The following is a 14,555-nucleotide window of genomic DNA, read 5'->3' on the forward strand; positions in this document are numbered from 1 at the left end:
CCTCACAACTAACTTAATCTTTTATTGAACTATGGAATATTTGGATTTTGAACTTCCAATTAAAGAATTGGAAGAGCAATTAGACAAGTGTATGATTATTGGCGAGGAGAGCGATGTTGATGTTAGCGAGACCTGTAAACAAATAGAAAAAAAGTTAACTGATACCAGAAAAGAGATTTATAAAAATCTTACCGCATGGCAACGTGTTCAACTTTCCAGACATCCTAACAGACCTTATACATTAGATTATATAAGAGCTATCTGTGGGGATACCTTTTTAGAACTTCACGGAGACCGTAATGTTAAGGATGATAAGGCTATGATTGGCGGTTTGGGCAAAATTGGTGATCAGAGTTATATGTTTATTGGGCAACAAAAAGGGTATAATACCAAAACAAGACAATACAGAAATTTTGGTATGGCGAATCCAGAAGGATATCGAAAAGCATTGCGTCTAATGAAATCTGCCGAAAAATTTAATATTCCCGTAGTTTGTTTAATAGACACACCAGGTGCTTACCCTGGAATAGAAGCAGAAGAAAGAGGCCAAGGGGAAGCAATTGCAAGGAATATTTTAGAAATGACCCGATTAAAAGTGCCTATTATTGTAGCTATTATTGGTGAAGGTGCATCAGGCGGCGCTTTAGGTATTGGCGTAGGGGATAAAGTATTAATGCTAGAAAATACTTGGTATTCCGTTATTTCACCAGAATCTTGTTCATCTATCCTTTGGAGAAGTTGGGAATACAAAGAAACTGCTGCATCAGCATTAAAACTAACTGCCGCCGACATGAAGAAATTAAAACTCATTGATGAAATAGTACGGGAACCTGCAGGTGGAGCCCATGCTAATAGGGATAAAACTTTTGAAATATTAAAAAATAAAATCGTTGCTAATTTTGAGGAATTACAAAAGTTATCACCAAAGGAATTAGTGAAGCAACGAATGGACAAATATGGACAAATGGGTGTTTTTAATGGCTAATATGCTATTTTAGTAACCTCAAAAAAATCCGGAGACATAATTCTTCGGATTTTTTTTGTTATCAACATAAAATTGTAACTTATTAACACGTTAAATGTTAGTTAACTGTTGACATCCTAAGCAGTTTTTCAAAGTTAACTTAGTGTTAATTGCATATTTTCGCAGTCATGGAGAACACAAAACCTTTAATCGGTCGTAAGATTGATAAATCTACTATTATTAGCCTTGAAAAAGGAAAAATACCCCCTCAAGCAGTTGATTTAGAGGAAGTTGTGCTTGGAGCGATGATGATAGATAAAAAAGGTGTTGATGAAGTAATAGATATCCTACATCCTGATGTTTTTTATAAGGATGCCCATAGGTTTATCTATGAAGCTATTTTTATTTTGTTTGAGGAGTCGCAACCGGTGGATTTATTAACCGTTTCTGGCCAATTAAAGAAAGCCGGAAAATTGGATGCTTGTGGAGGTGACTTTTACTTGATAAAATTGACTCAAAAAGTAGCATCATCCGCGCATATTGAGTTCCATGCCCGTATCATTCTTCAAAAATATATTCAGCGTAGTCTCATAAAAATTTCAAATGAAATTATAGAAGAGGCATATGATGAAAGTACTGATGTTTTTGATTTGTTGGATGCTGCTGAATCAAAATTATACGATGTTACCCAAGGTAATCTTAAACGTTCTGCAGAAACCGCTCAAAATTTGGTGATTCAGGCAAAGAAGAGAATCGAGGAGATATCCAATAAAGAAGGTTTAAGTGGTGTTCCTTCCGGTTTTGATAAAGTAGATAAGCTTACCTCTGGATGGCAGCCAAGTGATTTAATTATTATAGCTGCGCGACCAGGTATGGGTAAAACGGCCCTAACATTGTCCATGGCCAAGAATATGGCTGTTAACTCAAATATACCAGTAGCTTTTTTCTCCTGTGAGATGTCTTCTGTTCAGTTGATTACACGTCTTATTTCATCGGAAACAGGTTTGTCCTCTGAGAAATTACGTACCGGTAAATTGGAGAAACATGAATGGGAGCAATTAAATGTTAAGGTAAAGGCCTTGGAGAAAGCCCCGCTTTTTATTGATGATACCCCGTCACTGTCTATTTTTGATCTACGTGCCAAAGCGAGGAGACTAGCCTCACAGCATGGAATTAAAATGATTGTTATAGATTATTTACAATTAATGACAGCTGGTGGTTCCAAAAATGGTGGTAATAGGGAACAAGAAATATCTACGATATCAAGAAACCTTAAGGCCTTGGCCAAGGAATTGAATGTGCCGGTAATTGCATTATCACAGCTTTCTAGGGCAGTTGAAACCAGAGGGGGTAGCAAGAGACCTTTATTATCAGATTTAAGGGAGTCTGGTGCCATTGAACAGGATGCGGATATCGTAGCATTTATTTATAGACCAGAATATTACAAAATAGAGGAGTGGGATGATGAGGAACGTACACCTACAGAAGGTCAAGGCGAACTTATTGTCGCCAAGCATAGAAATGGTGGACTTGAAAACATTCGCTTAAAATTTGTAGGTCACTTAGGTAAGTTTGATAACTTGGACGATTTTGACTCTCCGTTTGAATTTCAATCAAAAATGAACGCAAACGAAGAAAATCCATTTATAACCAAGAATTTACCAAGTGCCGATGATGTATTTGGTAGTGCCATGAACAACGAAATGGATGGGGATAGTGATGATGTTCCGTTCTAACAAGTAATTTTTCATTATTATTTCATGTTTTGTGTTACCTGTATAAAGTATTAAATGCTATATTCTTTAACGGAACCTTAAATTCGAGACTACATATTTTCCTATATCTTTGGTAAACCTACAACTCTTGGTTTATGAGAAGATATTGCATATTACTTTTTCTACTCTTTATAGGCTTCCCTGTTTTGGCCTCATCCATATTGATACCTATGGATGCAGAAACTCAAAAAAACCATTTAAAAGCATATGGTATAACTTTTTGGGTGCTCTCCAAACAACAAAAAGTTCAATGGCTCTTAAATTATAGGGGAGGATCTTTTCTTTTGCCAGATGGTGAAAGTATTAGGAAGGAATGTCAAATAAGAGGAGTGTCATTTGAAGTTATTTCTGATGATCAGGCGAATTCCATTCTCGTTGAAATAAGTAGTCCGGCAAGAAACCAAGATGCCGTTATTTTAGAAAAAGCACCAAAAATAGCAGTGTATTCCCCAAAGGGAAATCAACCTTGGGATGATGCTGTTACCATGGCACTAACGTATGCAGAGATACCCTATGTAACCCTTTATGATGAAGAGGTATTAAGTGATAAATTAGCACTTTATGACTGGTTACATTTACACCATGAGGACTTCACGGGGCAATATGGTAAATTTTATGGAAGCTATAGGGCAACACCTTGGTATATAGAAGGAAAGAATGAAGCGGAAAGGTTGGCCAGAAAAATGGGTTATAGTAAAGTATCTGAAGAAAAAAGAGATGTTGCCTTAAAAATCAGAAATTATGTAATTGGTGGCGGTTTTATGTTTGCCATGTGCTCTGCTACCGATAGTTTTGATATTGCACTTGCCGCTAATGGGGTAGATATTTGTGAACCTATGTTTGATGGTGATGCATCTGATCCAAATTACCAATCACAATTGGATTATGGGAAAACCTTTGCGTTTCAGGATTTTATCTTGGAACGAAATCCTTTGCAGTATGAGTTTTCCTCAATAGACATGACTTCAAAAAGAGGCAACGTACCTAAGGAATCGGACTACTTCTCGTTAATGGATTTTTCTGCAAAATGGGACCCCGTACCAACCATGTTATGCCAAAACCATACCTCTTTGGTGAAGGGTTTTATGGGGCAGACAACAGCGTTCAATAGATCTCAGATCAAGCCTACAGTTATGGTTCTTGGTGAAAACAAATTAAACGAAGAAGCTCGGTATATTCATGGTATAAAAGGAAAAGGATTTTTCACATTTTATGGAGGTCATGACCCTGAAGATTATCAGCATAGGGTGGGAGATCCAAAAACAGAACTGGAATTGCACCCTGCTTCACCTGGGTATCGTTTAATATTGAACAATGTATTATTTCCTGCAGCGAGAAAAAAGAAGCAAAAGACGTAATGCAAAATTTGATATTAAATAAAACAAAAACCTTTGTCAAAACAAAAGTATTGACAAAGGTTTTTTTATAATTGTTATTTCTTTAAATAAGATATGAAATAATCTTTAGAGGTATTAAAAGACCCCGATAAAGTGACTTCCTGTTACATTTACCAATTCAGCACCTTTGGTTACTTCACCTGTTTCGGTTTCTACAATATAAATGTTTCCGTTTTGCCCTACAGGGGCTTGAGTAAGGTATATTTCTGTTCCATCTACTACGAAGCCTTGATATTGGAATAAGTAGAAATCTGGATCGTAAGGAATGGCATCAATCTTTACAGCTGTTTTAGTGCTTAAATCTACTAATGCGAAAAATCCTTGTGCACCCGCTACGCCTTCTGCAGATTCATCATGGCGGTAAGCCAATACTGCTTTGCCATTTGCTGCAGGTCTCCAAGCAAGAATATAAGCACCTTCTATACCTAACGCATCATCTAAATTAAATACGTAGCTATCATCATACACGTTGTCAGCATCAATTTTTAAAATGTAAGAACCTTCAGGGTCATTTTGGTTAGCCTGATAAACACTTCCGTTATATTCGTAAGAATTAATGCTTCGGTAGCCATTTGTATTTCCGTGTCCTATGGTAGAAGTAATTACAGAAGGATTTAATAAGGAAGGGTAGTCTAATACTATAGTTTTAGAACCTAGAATTTCATAGTCACTTTCTCTTTCAGCAGTAGCAGGATCAAGCTTACTTAAGCGGGCACCAATATATAATTTATCTCCGGCGGCATTTAAAGTTGGCATATCAATTCTAGAGATATAATAACCGTTAGCTTCTTCTTCTGCACTTAAAGCTACGCTGTGCTCTTGAAACTCTTTAATAGAAGAATTAACTAAATCTAAAGTCACTACACCAATGGTGGCTTCTGTACGTGTATAATTATCATTCTCATCAAATTCGTTTTCAGTTGACACATACACAGCTGCTCCTGTTTGATCTCCATCAAATAATTTAATCCATCTTGGAGCGGTTCCTACATAAGGAGCAATACTTACTTCTGAACCTGTAGGGGTGAATGTTTGTCCGCCTTCTACGGTATACTTGGTGTAATTACCACCTGTATCTCCTGCATAACTAATATTAAATATGGTGTTGCCATCTTCAGAAGATTGTAATCTAGCGGTTCTATTTGAAGGCGCAATAAAGCCATTTTCAAAAGGTTCAATAGATACAGTTGGGTCTTTTGCATCATCACTAGTTACCGAATAAAGTAAAGTTCCTCCGTTACCATCGCCAGGATTGTCTCCCATTTTAGCAGCGGCAACAGTAATCCATCTTGGTTCTTCAGGTTCTTCAGTTTCCGGTTCTTCTGTATCTGGTTCTGGTGTAAATACGGTATCATCTTCACTACTACAAGCGGTCAATAGTCCAGCTGTTACTATAATAGCTGCAAAGGTTTTAAGGTTTAAAAATGTTCGTTTCATTTTTGGTATTATTTAAAAGATTAAAATTTATGTATTGAGTAATTTAATTTTAGGTAAAAAGCTCTTCCAGGTTTTTGTACAGATAGATTATCATATAAGGGTTCGTCTAAGATGTTTTTGATGTCAAAACTCATAACGAACTTGTTGTTTGGGAAGGTGTAACTAAGACCGAAATCTTGGGCTAATTGCTGGGGTACATCAAAAAATTCATTACCTACAGTATTAGATCCTTGTGCGGTCAAGAATGAAAATTCATCAGTGAAATAGATATTATAGAATAGATTTAATCGTGAATTCTTTTGAATTAAATCATTAAAAGAATATCGTAAACCTCCGTTCATTGTAAAAAATGGCGTATTAGGTACATCTATTTCAATTCCTTGATTTACTATTTTTAAATCGAAACGAGATATATTAAAATTGAGGCCGAAATTGTTTTGAAACGTATAATTTAATTGTGCGTCTATTCCTTTTGAGGTACCACTACCTTGATTCACATATATTATAAGTTCATCATCAACATTTAATGATGTTTCAATAGGTAAACCTATTCTATCTTTAATATTACGGGTGTAAACATTCGTTGAAATAGTAAAATCATGTTTTTTAATTTTAAATGTTCCAAACCTGAACCCTAAGTTGTGGTTGTTGCTGCTCTCTGGGTTAATGCTTGAATTCGCCACTACGTTATCTCCGTCATTACCAAAAACTTCAGTTTCATTTGGTAATCGTATAGCTTTTTCTGCCGAAGTTAAAAGTGTAATATTTGGAATAATTGCGTAAGAGCCTGCAAATCCATATCCATTATACTTTTTATTACTACTTACAACTTCATCAACCATAACCTCATTACCGTTACCATCTGATTCTATAGAAGGGTCTACACTTATTGTTTTTTGTTGATAATGTTTTCCAAATAGACTTGCTTTTAACTTTTCTTCAAAAGCTGTTAATTCGTAGGTTAAAGAATATATGTTTTTATGTAAATCCCTGGTTCCTATAAATGTGTTTTCCAATACCGATCTCAATGCATCACTATCTTCTCGGTCTATACCACTATATACATGATTTACTACTATTTTGTGATGGTCGTTAATAACATAAGAAACCCCTGTTCTTATCGAGGCAACATTTCTTTTGATTTTAGCTAGGGTAGGGCCTCCTTCTTGTTGAGAACCCCAAGTGTATTGGTATTCATTACCTCTAAAATCAATGGCTCGCTCTCCGTTCCAACTATATGCCCAAGCAACAGTATCGTTAACTGCTCGGTTTCTTTTACCATACAAACCGTTAACATTAACATCTAGTCCTTTGGTAAAAAGATCTTTCTTATGGTAGTTTAAACTTGCCAATATTACATCTGATTCTATAAACCTATCCTTATAAGGAGTAATAGTCATAAAAGCTCCATGCTGTACTTCTTTATAATCATCGGAACCTGTAACGCCAATGAAAAATTGTTCTGCCCATTTTACATCTGTAAAACCAATTTGTGCCGTTCCGCCTGTTGACCTGTAAGCATCATTAAATCTTTTTGCGGTTATGGGTGATTGTACACCTCCTAAACCGGTAACCAAAACACTTCTGCCAGAAACTTTATAATCATTGTCTGAATAGTTGTGAAAAAGGGATGCTTTAACGGTTAATCCTGATGATTTAAAACGATACAGGCCATTAACACTGGCTTGTAACGTGTTGAATGATCCATAAGAAACCGAAGTACTAAAATTGGTTTTTGCATCTTTATGAAGAACAATATTGATTGCTCCACCTAAAGCATCATCTGCCAAATGCCCAGGTACCACTCCTTTATATACTTCAATTTGCTTAATCATTGAAGGCGGTATACTATTTAGGTTAAATGAATTACCATATGTGGAAATTGGAATACCGTCGATAAAGATGCGTACGGAGTTTCCAGATAAACCGTTTAAACTATAGCTAACATCAGAACCTAATCCTCCATTTTGCCGAATTTTCACACCAACGGTGGTATTCAATAATTCGTTAGTTTGTATGTTTCTAAGGCTAGCCTCTTCTGTTTTAATAGCATTTACCGCAAAGCCTACTGTCTCGATTTCTGTCTCTTTGGTTTTACCATAGACCGTTACCTCATTTAGGTTTTCAATGTTTTCTTCTAACGTAAAATCTATTTTAATGATACTATTCTGTTTATTCACCTCAATAATTCTTGAATGCGAACCGTAGCCTATAAATGAAACCACTATGTTGTTCTTTCCAGAAGGAACATTGTTAATAGAGTACATTCCATTATCATCTGTAAGAACACCCCGTTTTAAACTTTCAATAAAAACACTGGCATACGGTAGGGGAGTTCCAGAAGTATCACTTACAGTTCCCGAGATTGTACTGGAGGCTTCTTGCCCTTGAGTGGTCATGTAGAATATAAATAGTAATACCGTGAATAAGTTTCTCATCTGAGTAAAAAAGCTTGTTATTTTTATTAAGATTTAGTCTAAATAAATATATTTGCAAATCTATAACAGGATTGTACCGTGAAGTACCGTGAAAAGAATTTTTACATACGCATAAGGAAGTAATGATAAAAGAGGAGGAAACTGACTATAGGCAATCATTGCATAAAAATATAGCTGTTGAAGAGTTGTTCAAAGATGCTTATATAGATAACTCGGTACAATTCAATACGGTTGAAGTATCAATTAAAGATGACATGGCTTTTATAACCGGTATTGATTTTACTGCTACCAAATTACTTTTTGAATTTGATTCTGAAATTCGGGTTACTAGTAATGAACATGTAATAAAACTTCACTTTTCCTTGGAAGGTGAATACTCTTATCAGCCTTTAAGCCATATAAAATATTTGGTGCAAATACCCGAAAATCATTGTAACATGTTTTACTACCCAACAACAGAAGGTAGGGACGTTTTCTTTAAGAGTAATAGTAAGGTGTTTGAGATATACGTAAAGCCAAGCTTGCTGCAAAAACTATTGGGTACTGACTTTGCCAGTTCATTTGGTAAACTACAAGAGGCCATTACAAATTCAAATTCTTTTGTATTATGGGATAAAAGTAAATTTATACCGCCTCAGATTCGTAATAAAATTAACGAGATAATTCAGTGTCCATATAAAGGTGAGATAAGAAGAAGATATTTGGAAAGTAAACTGATGGTCTTGCTTATTGATTTTTTGCTGGGAAGACAAACCGTGGGTGTTTCAAAAAATAGTATTAAGTTGCTGAATTCAGATTATTTGGCCCTGGTAAAAGTTGAAGCATATATCAGAAAAAATTTGAAGGAGCCACTTAAGATCTTAGACTTAGCTGAAATAGCTGGATTCAATGCGACCAAGTTAAAAAGAGATTTTAAGAAAGTATATGGCATGCCTGTTTTTAAATATATTACTGCTTTAAGAATGGAAGTTGCCCAAAGTTTAATTGCCCAAAATGGCGTATCTATTGCTTATGCTGCCTATGAGGTAGGTTATTCAAATCCACAGCATTTTACCACAGCTTTTAAAAGAACTATGGGCTATTTACCAAGTGTATTAAAACCTGCTATTCAATAAGAAGGAATTCATAGAATAGCAATACCAAATAAATATGTAGGGTATGCGGATAAGTTAACACTATTTGATAAGTAATTTTAGAATGTGCTCCACACCGTTTTCATCATTGCTTAAAGTAGTATAATTTGCAGCTTTTTTTACGTTAGGATGTGCATTTTCCATAGCAAAACTATAATCTGATAATGCCAGCATTTCAAGGTCATTATTATAATCACCAAAAACCATTACTTCGTCTGGTTTTAGATTGTAGCTTTTCATAACCCTATCTAAAGCAAAACCTTTATGGGCATTTAGATTAGAAATGTCTAGCCAATTTTCACCAGAAACCTTCACTTTTAAACGCTCTTCAAATTGCTTTACATAGGGATATATATGTTGCTCTGAGCTTTCAAAATGATATATCGCTATTTTTATCACTTCAGAATTGAAATCAGAAAGGCTTTCCATTATTTCAAATTCAGTGTAGTATTCAGCCAATTTTTCGGCAAACCTATCAGATTTGTCAGTTAAATATGCTTTGTGCTTTCCACAAAGTACTGGGTGAATATTTGGAATTTCATTGATGGTCTTCAGGATATCTTGTACATGATGCGCGTCAAGTGGGGTAACTAAAAGTTCTGTTTGCTGCTTCATGGCAAAGCCTCCGTTTTCAGCAATTACGATGATATCATCTTTTATGGTATGTAGCTTATCAATAATGCTGTTATATTGTCTGCCACTTGCCGCAACAAAGGTTATGCCTTGAGATTTTAATCCTTTAAATAATTCAAAGAAGTGGTCGCTAACTTCATGATTGGAGTTTAATAGAGTCCCATCCATATCCGTTACAACCATTTTTATCTTTGATAAATCCATATTACATTTAATTTAGATGTAAAGATATTTCAATGAAGGTTAGCAATGCAGGTAAAGCTCAAAGTTTTACCTTTATTTAAGAATTCATAGATAATGAAGTTATTTCAGAAAGAAATTACTCTTACAGCGTATAGAAGGGGGTTTCATATAATTACAGAGCAAGTTGTAGGAAACATACCAGAAATTAAAGAGGTGAATCAAGGTTTTTTACAGGTATTTATAAAGCATACATCCGCCAGTCTAACCATAAATGAGAATGCAGACCCGACGGTAAGGGAAGATTTTGAGTCACATATAAATATTTTTGTTCCTGAGAATGCACCCTATTATAATCATGATTATGAGGGCTCTGATGATATGCCTGCACATATAAAATCTTCTTTAATGGGAACATTTGTGCAAGTTCCAGTTACAAATGGTAGATTAAATATGGGTATTTGGCAAGGTATTTATCTTTGCGAGCACAGAAATTGTGCCTCAGGTAGAAATCTTGTACTCACTTTGTGGGGAAATTGATTTATGCTTAAATTCAATAAAAGCAAAATTAATATGACAACAGAAGAATCTATTTTAAATAAAATTCAAATTTTGATTACCAACCATTTTGAGACCCCTGAAATGGCTTTCAATTTTTTTGATGGGAATAATGATCAGAAGCTTACTAAATCTGAGATAATGGCATTATTAAAAGAAGCTGAAATTAGCGGTTTTATAAGAGGTATAGTTTCTTCTAAGTTAATTGAGGGCTATGATAAGAACGGTGATGATTTCATCGACTGGCAAGAGTTTAAAGCGGCAATAGCTAAAATCAAAAAATCCGATTCATAAGAATCGGATTTTTCAAAAGTGAGATTGTGATTAATTTATTTTACCTGTTCTACAATTGCCTTAAAGGCATCTGGGTGGTTCATTGCTAAATCTGCAAGAACTTTTCTGTTTAGTTCTATATTTTCAGCTTTTAATTTTCCCATAAATTGAGAGTAGGACATTCCGTGTTGTCTGGCACCTGCGTTAATACGGGTAATCCAAAGTGCGCGAAAAGTTCTTTTCTTGTTTCTACGGTCTCTATACGCATATAGCATTGCTTTTTCAACCGCATTTTTAGCTACTGTCCAAACGTTTTTACGTCTTCCAAAGAAACCTTTGGCTTGCTTCATTACCTTTTTTCTTCTGGCTCTTGAAGCTACTGCATTTACTGATCTTGGCATTTTTTTAAATTTTTTGTAGTAGGCGCCCTATTTTAATTTTGGGACTTTTTTGGCCTAACTCCATGGTTAATAATTTTTACCTTTAAATTTCAATTACTTTAAACGTAATTGTTCTTTAATACTGTTAACATCATGCTGGTGTACCAGGGTATCATGAGTTAAGGCAAGCTTACGTTTTTTAGACTTCTTTGTAAGAATGTGACTTTTAAAAGCGTGCTTTCTTTTGATTTTACCTGAACCGGTAAGCTTAAAACGCTTCTTGGCACTGGATTTTGTTTTTTGTTTAGGCATTTTCTCCTATTTATTTAATTAATCTCACTTGCTACGTTCTATTTTTAGGACCCAGAGCGTAGTCGAAGGGTCGCTTTGCATGTTAAACGCCACCTGTTCTTTAGACTGATAGCGTTTAATATTTTGTTTATTGAATCGGGCGCTAAGCGAAGCCGAATCTTTATTTTCCTTTAGTTTTCGGAGCAATGAACATAGTCATTCTTTTCCCCTCTAATTTTGGCATTTGTTCAACTTTTCCAAGTTCCTCTAATTCTGATGCCAATTTTAACAGCAATATTTCTCCTTGATCCTTATAAACTATAGACCTACCTTTAAAGAAAACATAGGCTTTTAATTTTGCGCCATCTTTCAAGAACTTTTCTGCATGTTTCTTTTTAAAATCGTAATCATGGTCATCGGTTTGTGGACCAAATCTAATTTCTTTAACAACAACTTTAGAAGCCTTGGCCTTCATGGCCTTATCTCTTTTTTTCTGTTCGTATAAGAATTTCTTATAATCAATTATTTTACAAACAGGAGGATTCGCCTTAGGTGAAATCTCTACTAAATCCAATTCCAATTCTTTGGAAAGATCCAAAGCTTTTCTAATCGGATATACTCCAACTTCTACATTATCACCAACTAATCTTACTTCTGGAGCAAGAATTTTTTCATTAATGTTATGAGGGTTTTTATTTTCCCTTCTAGGTTGAGGCCTGAATCTTTTACGTATTGCTATGACTTATATATTTTAATTAAACTTATTTTTTAAAACGACTTTAAGGTACTATTTATTTCGTTTGTGACCAAGTCAGTAAATTGTTCTATTGATATTGCTCCTAAATCCTCACCACCATGTCTTCTAACGGATATTGTATTCGCAACTTCATCATTCTCACCAACTACTAGCATGAACGGAATTTTATTCATCTCTGCTTCCCGTATTTTCTTGCCAACGGTCTCATTCCGCTTGTCAATGAGGGCGCGAATTTCGTTATTTTCTAGGGATTTAAAAACTTTTTCTGCATATTTTTCATGTTTCTCACTAACAGGCAATACAATGGCTTGGTCTGGAATCAACCATAATGGGAAATTTCCTCCTGTATGTTCTAGTAATAGGGCAATAAATCGTTCCATACTACCAAACGGTGCCCTATGGATCATTACCGGTCTATGCAATTCATTGTCGCTGCCCTTGTAAGTAAGATCAAACCTTTCTGGTAAATTGTAATCTACCTGTATTGTTCCCAACTGCCATTGCCTTCCTAAGGCATCTTTCACCATAAAATCTAGTTTTGGACCATAAAACGCAGCTTCGCCACTTTCTATAACAAAATCTAACCCTTTTTCTTTAGCCGCATTAATAATGGCCTGTTCTGCTTTTTCCCAGTTTTCAACACTTCCAATATATTTATCTGGATTGTCTAAGTCCCTAACCGAGACTTGGGCAGTGAAATTTTCAAAACCTAAAGATCCAAGTACATATAAAGATAGATCTATTACGTTTTTAAATTCCTGATCTAATTGACCAGGTGTACAGAATATATGTGCATCATCTTGTGTAAATCCTCTAACACGGGTAAGGCCATGAAGTTCTCCGCTTTGCTCATACCGGTATACAGTACCAAATTCAGCATATCGTTTAGGGAGTTCTTTGTAGCTAAAAGGCTTAGTGTTGTAAATCTCGCAGTGATGCGGACAATTCATTGGTTTTAAAAGAAACTCCTCATCTTCTTTTGGTGTGCGGATAGGTTGAAAACTATCTTCGCCATATTTGGCATAATGGCCGGAGGTGACATACAGTTCTTTTTGACCAATATGTGGTGTAACCACCATTTCATAACCAGCTTTTTTCTGTGCTTTTTTCAAGAATTGTTCTAAACGCTCCCGGAGTGCAGCTCCTTTTGGTAACCATAATGGAAGACCTTGACCAACTTTTTGTGAAAATGTGAAAAGCTCTAATTCTTTCCCCAATTTTCTATGGTCACGCTTCTTAGCTTCTTCTAAAAGCTCTAAATATTCAGTAAGCTCTTTTTGTTTAGGAAAAGAGATGCCATATATACGTGTAAGTTGAGTGTTGTTCTCATTACCGCGCCAATATGCACCTGCAACACTCAATATTTTAATAGCTTTTACGATACCTGTATTGGGGATGTGACCTCCTCGGCATAAATCTGTGAAGGTATCATGGTCACAAAATGTAATGGTGCCATCCTCTAAGTTTTCTATTAATTCTACCTTATATTGATTACCCTGATTTTTATAAAATTTCAAGGCATCTGATTTTGAAACCTCTCTCATTTTATAATCATGTTTGCCCCGAGCAATTTCCAATGCCTTTTTTTCAATAGTAGGGAAGTCTTTTTCTGAAATTGAACCTTCAGGAAGTTCAACATCATAATAGAATCCATTGTCTATTGCAGGGCCAATGGTAAGTTTAACGCCTGGGTATAGCTGTTCGATAGCTTGAGCTACAATATGGGAAGTTGAATGCCAAAAAGCTGTTTTACCTTCTTTGTCGTTCCAAGTGTATAGGACTAAGCTTCCATCAGTTTCCAATGAAGTAACCGTTTCTACAATTGTATTGTTAAATTTGGCTGAAATAACATTACGAGCTAGCCCTTCACTAATGCTTTTTGCAACCTCCATTGGAGTTGTTCCTTTTTCAAATTCCTTAATCGATCCATCGGGTAGTGTAATCTTAATCATTTGCTATTCGTATTATAGGGTGCCAAAGATAGTATGTAGTATTCACGTCCGCAATAGCTAGGTATTATGTTTTAATAGTTCTGCTCTACCTTATAGTATGATATCTATATGATTTAATTGTTTTAAACCGATATTATATAGGTTATATATAAGGTAGATGAAATTTGCGCCAAATTTTTATGGTTTCATATATAATGATATTGATTTTTTCATTAAATTCAAGACCGCATTTTTTTTAATTAAAAGCTAACGTGCTATAGCTAAGATTGTTGGGTTTTAGATATAAAAATTTTGCAATTTTTTTAAAAAAAAGTCTTGTGGGAATGGAAATAGGGTGTACATTTGCAGCCCGTTACGGAGGAAGGGATTTCCGGATTCCATGCAGGG

Annotated in this window: 13 protein-coding genes; 6 read left to right on the forward strand and 7 right to left on the reverse strand. The window is 35.2% G+C overall.

Annotated elements, in window-relative coordinates; genetic code table 11:
* Positions 1-31: 31 nt before the first annotated feature.
* The 3 genes from ACOCEA_RS15860 (at position 32) to ACOCEA_RS15870 (ending at position 4,097) form a co-directional block, all read left to right on the forward strand.
* Positions 32-985, forward strand: a complete 954-nt coding sequence (locus ACOCEA_RS15860) for an acetyl-CoA carboxylase carboxyltransferase subunit alpha (RefSeq protein ID WP_420757241.1) — start codon at positions 32-34, stop codon at positions 983-985.
* Positions 986-1,152: 167 nt separating this feature from the next.
* Positions 1,153-2,700 (forward strand): replicative DNA helicase, encoded by a 1,548-nt coding sequence (gene dnaB / locus ACOCEA_RS15865; RefSeq protein WP_420757242.1) that lies wholly within the window; start codon positions 1,153-1,155, stop codon positions 2,698-2,700.
* A gap of 134 nt (positions 2,701-2,834) precedes the next feature.
* The gene (locus ACOCEA_RS15870) at positions 2,835-4,097 is read left to right on the forward strand and encodes an asparagine synthetase B (RefSeq protein WP_420757243.1); all 1,263 of its coding nucleotides are present in this window, start codon (positions 2,835-2,837) and stop codon (positions 4,095-4,097) included.
* Between the two features lie 114 nt (positions 4,098-4,211).
* Here ACOCEA_RS15870 and ACOCEA_RS15875 read toward each other — a convergent pair whose 3' ends face one another.
* Together ACOCEA_RS15875 and ACOCEA_RS15880 are read right to left on the reverse strand one after the other, a co-directional pair.
* The gene (locus ACOCEA_RS15875; RefSeq protein ID WP_420757244.1) at positions 4,212-5,573 is read right to left on the reverse strand and encodes a hypothetical protein; all 1,362 of its coding nucleotides are present in this window, start codon (positions 5,571-5,573) and stop codon (positions 4,212-4,214) included.
* Between the two features lie 20 nt (positions 5,574-5,593).
* On the reverse strand, positions 5,594-8,011 hold the full coding sequence (locus ACOCEA_RS15880; RefSeq protein WP_420757245.1) for a TonB-dependent receptor: 2,418 nt from the start codon (positions 8,009-8,011) through the stop codon (positions 5,594-5,596).
* Positions 8,012-8,133: 122 nt separating this feature from the next.
* On the opposite strand from ACOCEA_RS15880, the gene ACOCEA_RS15885 reads away from it, so the two are divergent.
* The gene (locus tag ACOCEA_RS15885) at positions 8,134-9,126 is read left to right on the forward strand and encodes a helix-turn-helix domain-containing protein (protein WP_420757246.1); all 993 of its coding nucleotides are present in this window, start codon (positions 8,134-8,136) and stop codon (positions 9,124-9,126) included.
* 60 nt (positions 9,127-9,186) lie between these two features.
* On the opposite strand, the gene ACOCEA_RS15890 is transcribed toward ACOCEA_RS15885, so the two are convergent.
* Positions 9,187-9,981 carry an HAD family hydrolase gene (locus tag ACOCEA_RS15890; RefSeq protein WP_420757247.1) on the reverse strand — a complete coding sequence of 265 codons (795 nt, stop codon included), beginning with the start codon at positions 9,979-9,981 and terminating at the stop codon, positions 9,187-9,189.
* 93 nt (positions 9,982-10,074) lie between these two features.
* Here ACOCEA_RS15890 and ACOCEA_RS15895 point away from each other — a divergent pair, with 93 nt between their 5' ends.
* On the forward strand, positions 10,075-10,497 hold the full coding sequence (locus tag ACOCEA_RS15895) for a secondary thiamine-phosphate synthase enzyme YjbQ (protein ID WP_420757248.1): 423 nt from the start codon (positions 10,075-10,077) through the stop codon (positions 10,495-10,497).
* A 33-nt stretch (positions 10,498-10,530) separates the two neighbouring features.
* Positions 10,531-10,809, forward strand: coding sequence for an EF-hand domain-containing protein (locus ACOCEA_RS15900; RefSeq protein WP_420757249.1), 279 nt, complete (start codon positions 10,531-10,533; stop codon positions 10,807-10,809).
* A gap of 35 nt (positions 10,810-10,844) precedes the next feature.
* Here ACOCEA_RS15900 and rplT read toward each other — a convergent pair whose 3' ends face one another.
* From rplT to thrS, 4 genes are all read right to left on the reverse strand, one after another.
* Entirely contained in the window at positions 10,845-11,189 is a 345-nt protein-coding gene (rplT, locus tag ACOCEA_RS15905; RefSeq protein ID WP_420757250.1) for a 50S ribosomal protein L20, read from the reverse strand.
* 93 nt (positions 11,190-11,282) lie between these two features.
* Positions 11,283-11,480, reverse strand: a complete 198-nt coding sequence (rpmI, locus tag ACOCEA_RS15910; protein WP_420757251.1) for a 50S ribosomal protein L35 — start codon at positions 11,478-11,480, stop codon at positions 11,283-11,285.
* Positions 11,481-11,640: 160 nt separating this feature from the next.
* Positions 11,641-12,198, reverse strand: a complete 558-nt coding sequence (infC, locus tag ACOCEA_RS15915; protein ID WP_420757261.1) for a translation initiation factor IF-3 — start codon at positions 12,196-12,198, stop codon at positions 11,641-11,643.
* 29 nt (positions 12,199-12,227) lie between these two features.
* A complete protein-coding gene (gene thrS / locus ACOCEA_RS15920) occupies positions 12,228-14,168 on the reverse strand; it encodes a threonine--tRNA ligase (RefSeq protein WP_420757252.1) in 1,941 nt (646 codons plus the stop codon).
* Between the last annotated feature and the right edge of the window lie 387 nt (positions 14,169-14,555).

Origin of the sequence: Maribacter luteocoastalis (genome assembly GCF_048890225.1) — a bacterium.
In the GTDB taxonomy this organism is placed as follows: domain Bacteria; phylum Bacteroidota; class Bacteroidia; order Flavobacteriales; family Flavobacteriaceae; genus Maribacter; species Maribacter luteocoastalis.

What these genes read in the sequence shown, in the direction of transcription:
- ACOCEA_RS15875 (WP_420757244.1), bottom strand. Translation starts at nt 5,573, where the DNA reads ATGAAACGAACATTTTTAAACCTTAAAACCTTTGCAGCTATTATAGTA.
- ACOCEA_RS15900 (WP_420757249.1), top strand. Translation starts at nt 10,531, where the DNA reads ATGACAACAGAAGAATCTATTTTAAATAAAATTCAAATTTTGATTACC.
- ACOCEA_RS15895 (WP_420757248.1), top strand. Translation starts at nt 10,075, where the DNA reads ATGAAGTTATTTCAGAAAGAAATTACTCTTACAGCGTATAGAAGGGGG.
- ACOCEA_RS15860 (WP_420757241.1), top strand. Translation starts at nt 32, where the DNA reads ATGGAATATTTGGATTTTGAACTTCCAATTAAAGAATTGGAAGAGCAA.
- rpmI (WP_420757251.1), bottom strand. Translation starts at nt 11,480, where the DNA reads ATGCCTAAACAAAAAACAAAATCCAGTGCCAAGAAGCGTTTTAAGCTT.
- ACOCEA_RS15870 (WP_420757243.1), top strand. Translation starts at nt 2,835, where the DNA reads ATGAGAAGATATTGCATATTACTTTTTCTACTCTTTATAGGCTTCCCT.
- thrS (WP_420757252.1), bottom strand. Translation starts at nt 14,168, where the DNA reads ATGATTAAGATTACACTACCCGATGGATCGATTAAGGAATTTGAAAAA.
- ACOCEA_RS15890 (WP_420757247.1), bottom strand. Translation starts at nt 9,981, where the DNA reads ATGGATTTATCAAAGATAAAAATGGTTGTAACGGATATGGATGGGACT.
- dnaB (WP_420757242.1), top strand. Translation starts at nt 1,153, where the DNA reads ATGGAGAACACAAAACCTTTAATCGGTCGTAAGATTGATAAATCTACT.
- rplT (WP_420757250.1), bottom strand. Translation starts at nt 11,189, where the DNA reads ATGCCAAGATCAGTAAATGCAGTAGCTTCAAGAGCCAGAAGAAAAAAG.
- ACOCEA_RS15885 (WP_420757246.1), top strand. Translation starts at nt 8,134, where the DNA reads ATGATAAAAGAGGAGGAAACTGACTATAGGCAATCATTGCATAAAAAT.
- ACOCEA_RS15880 (WP_420757245.1), bottom strand. Translation starts at nt 8,011, where the DNA reads ATGAGAAACTTATTCACGGTATTACTATTTATATTCTACATGACCACT.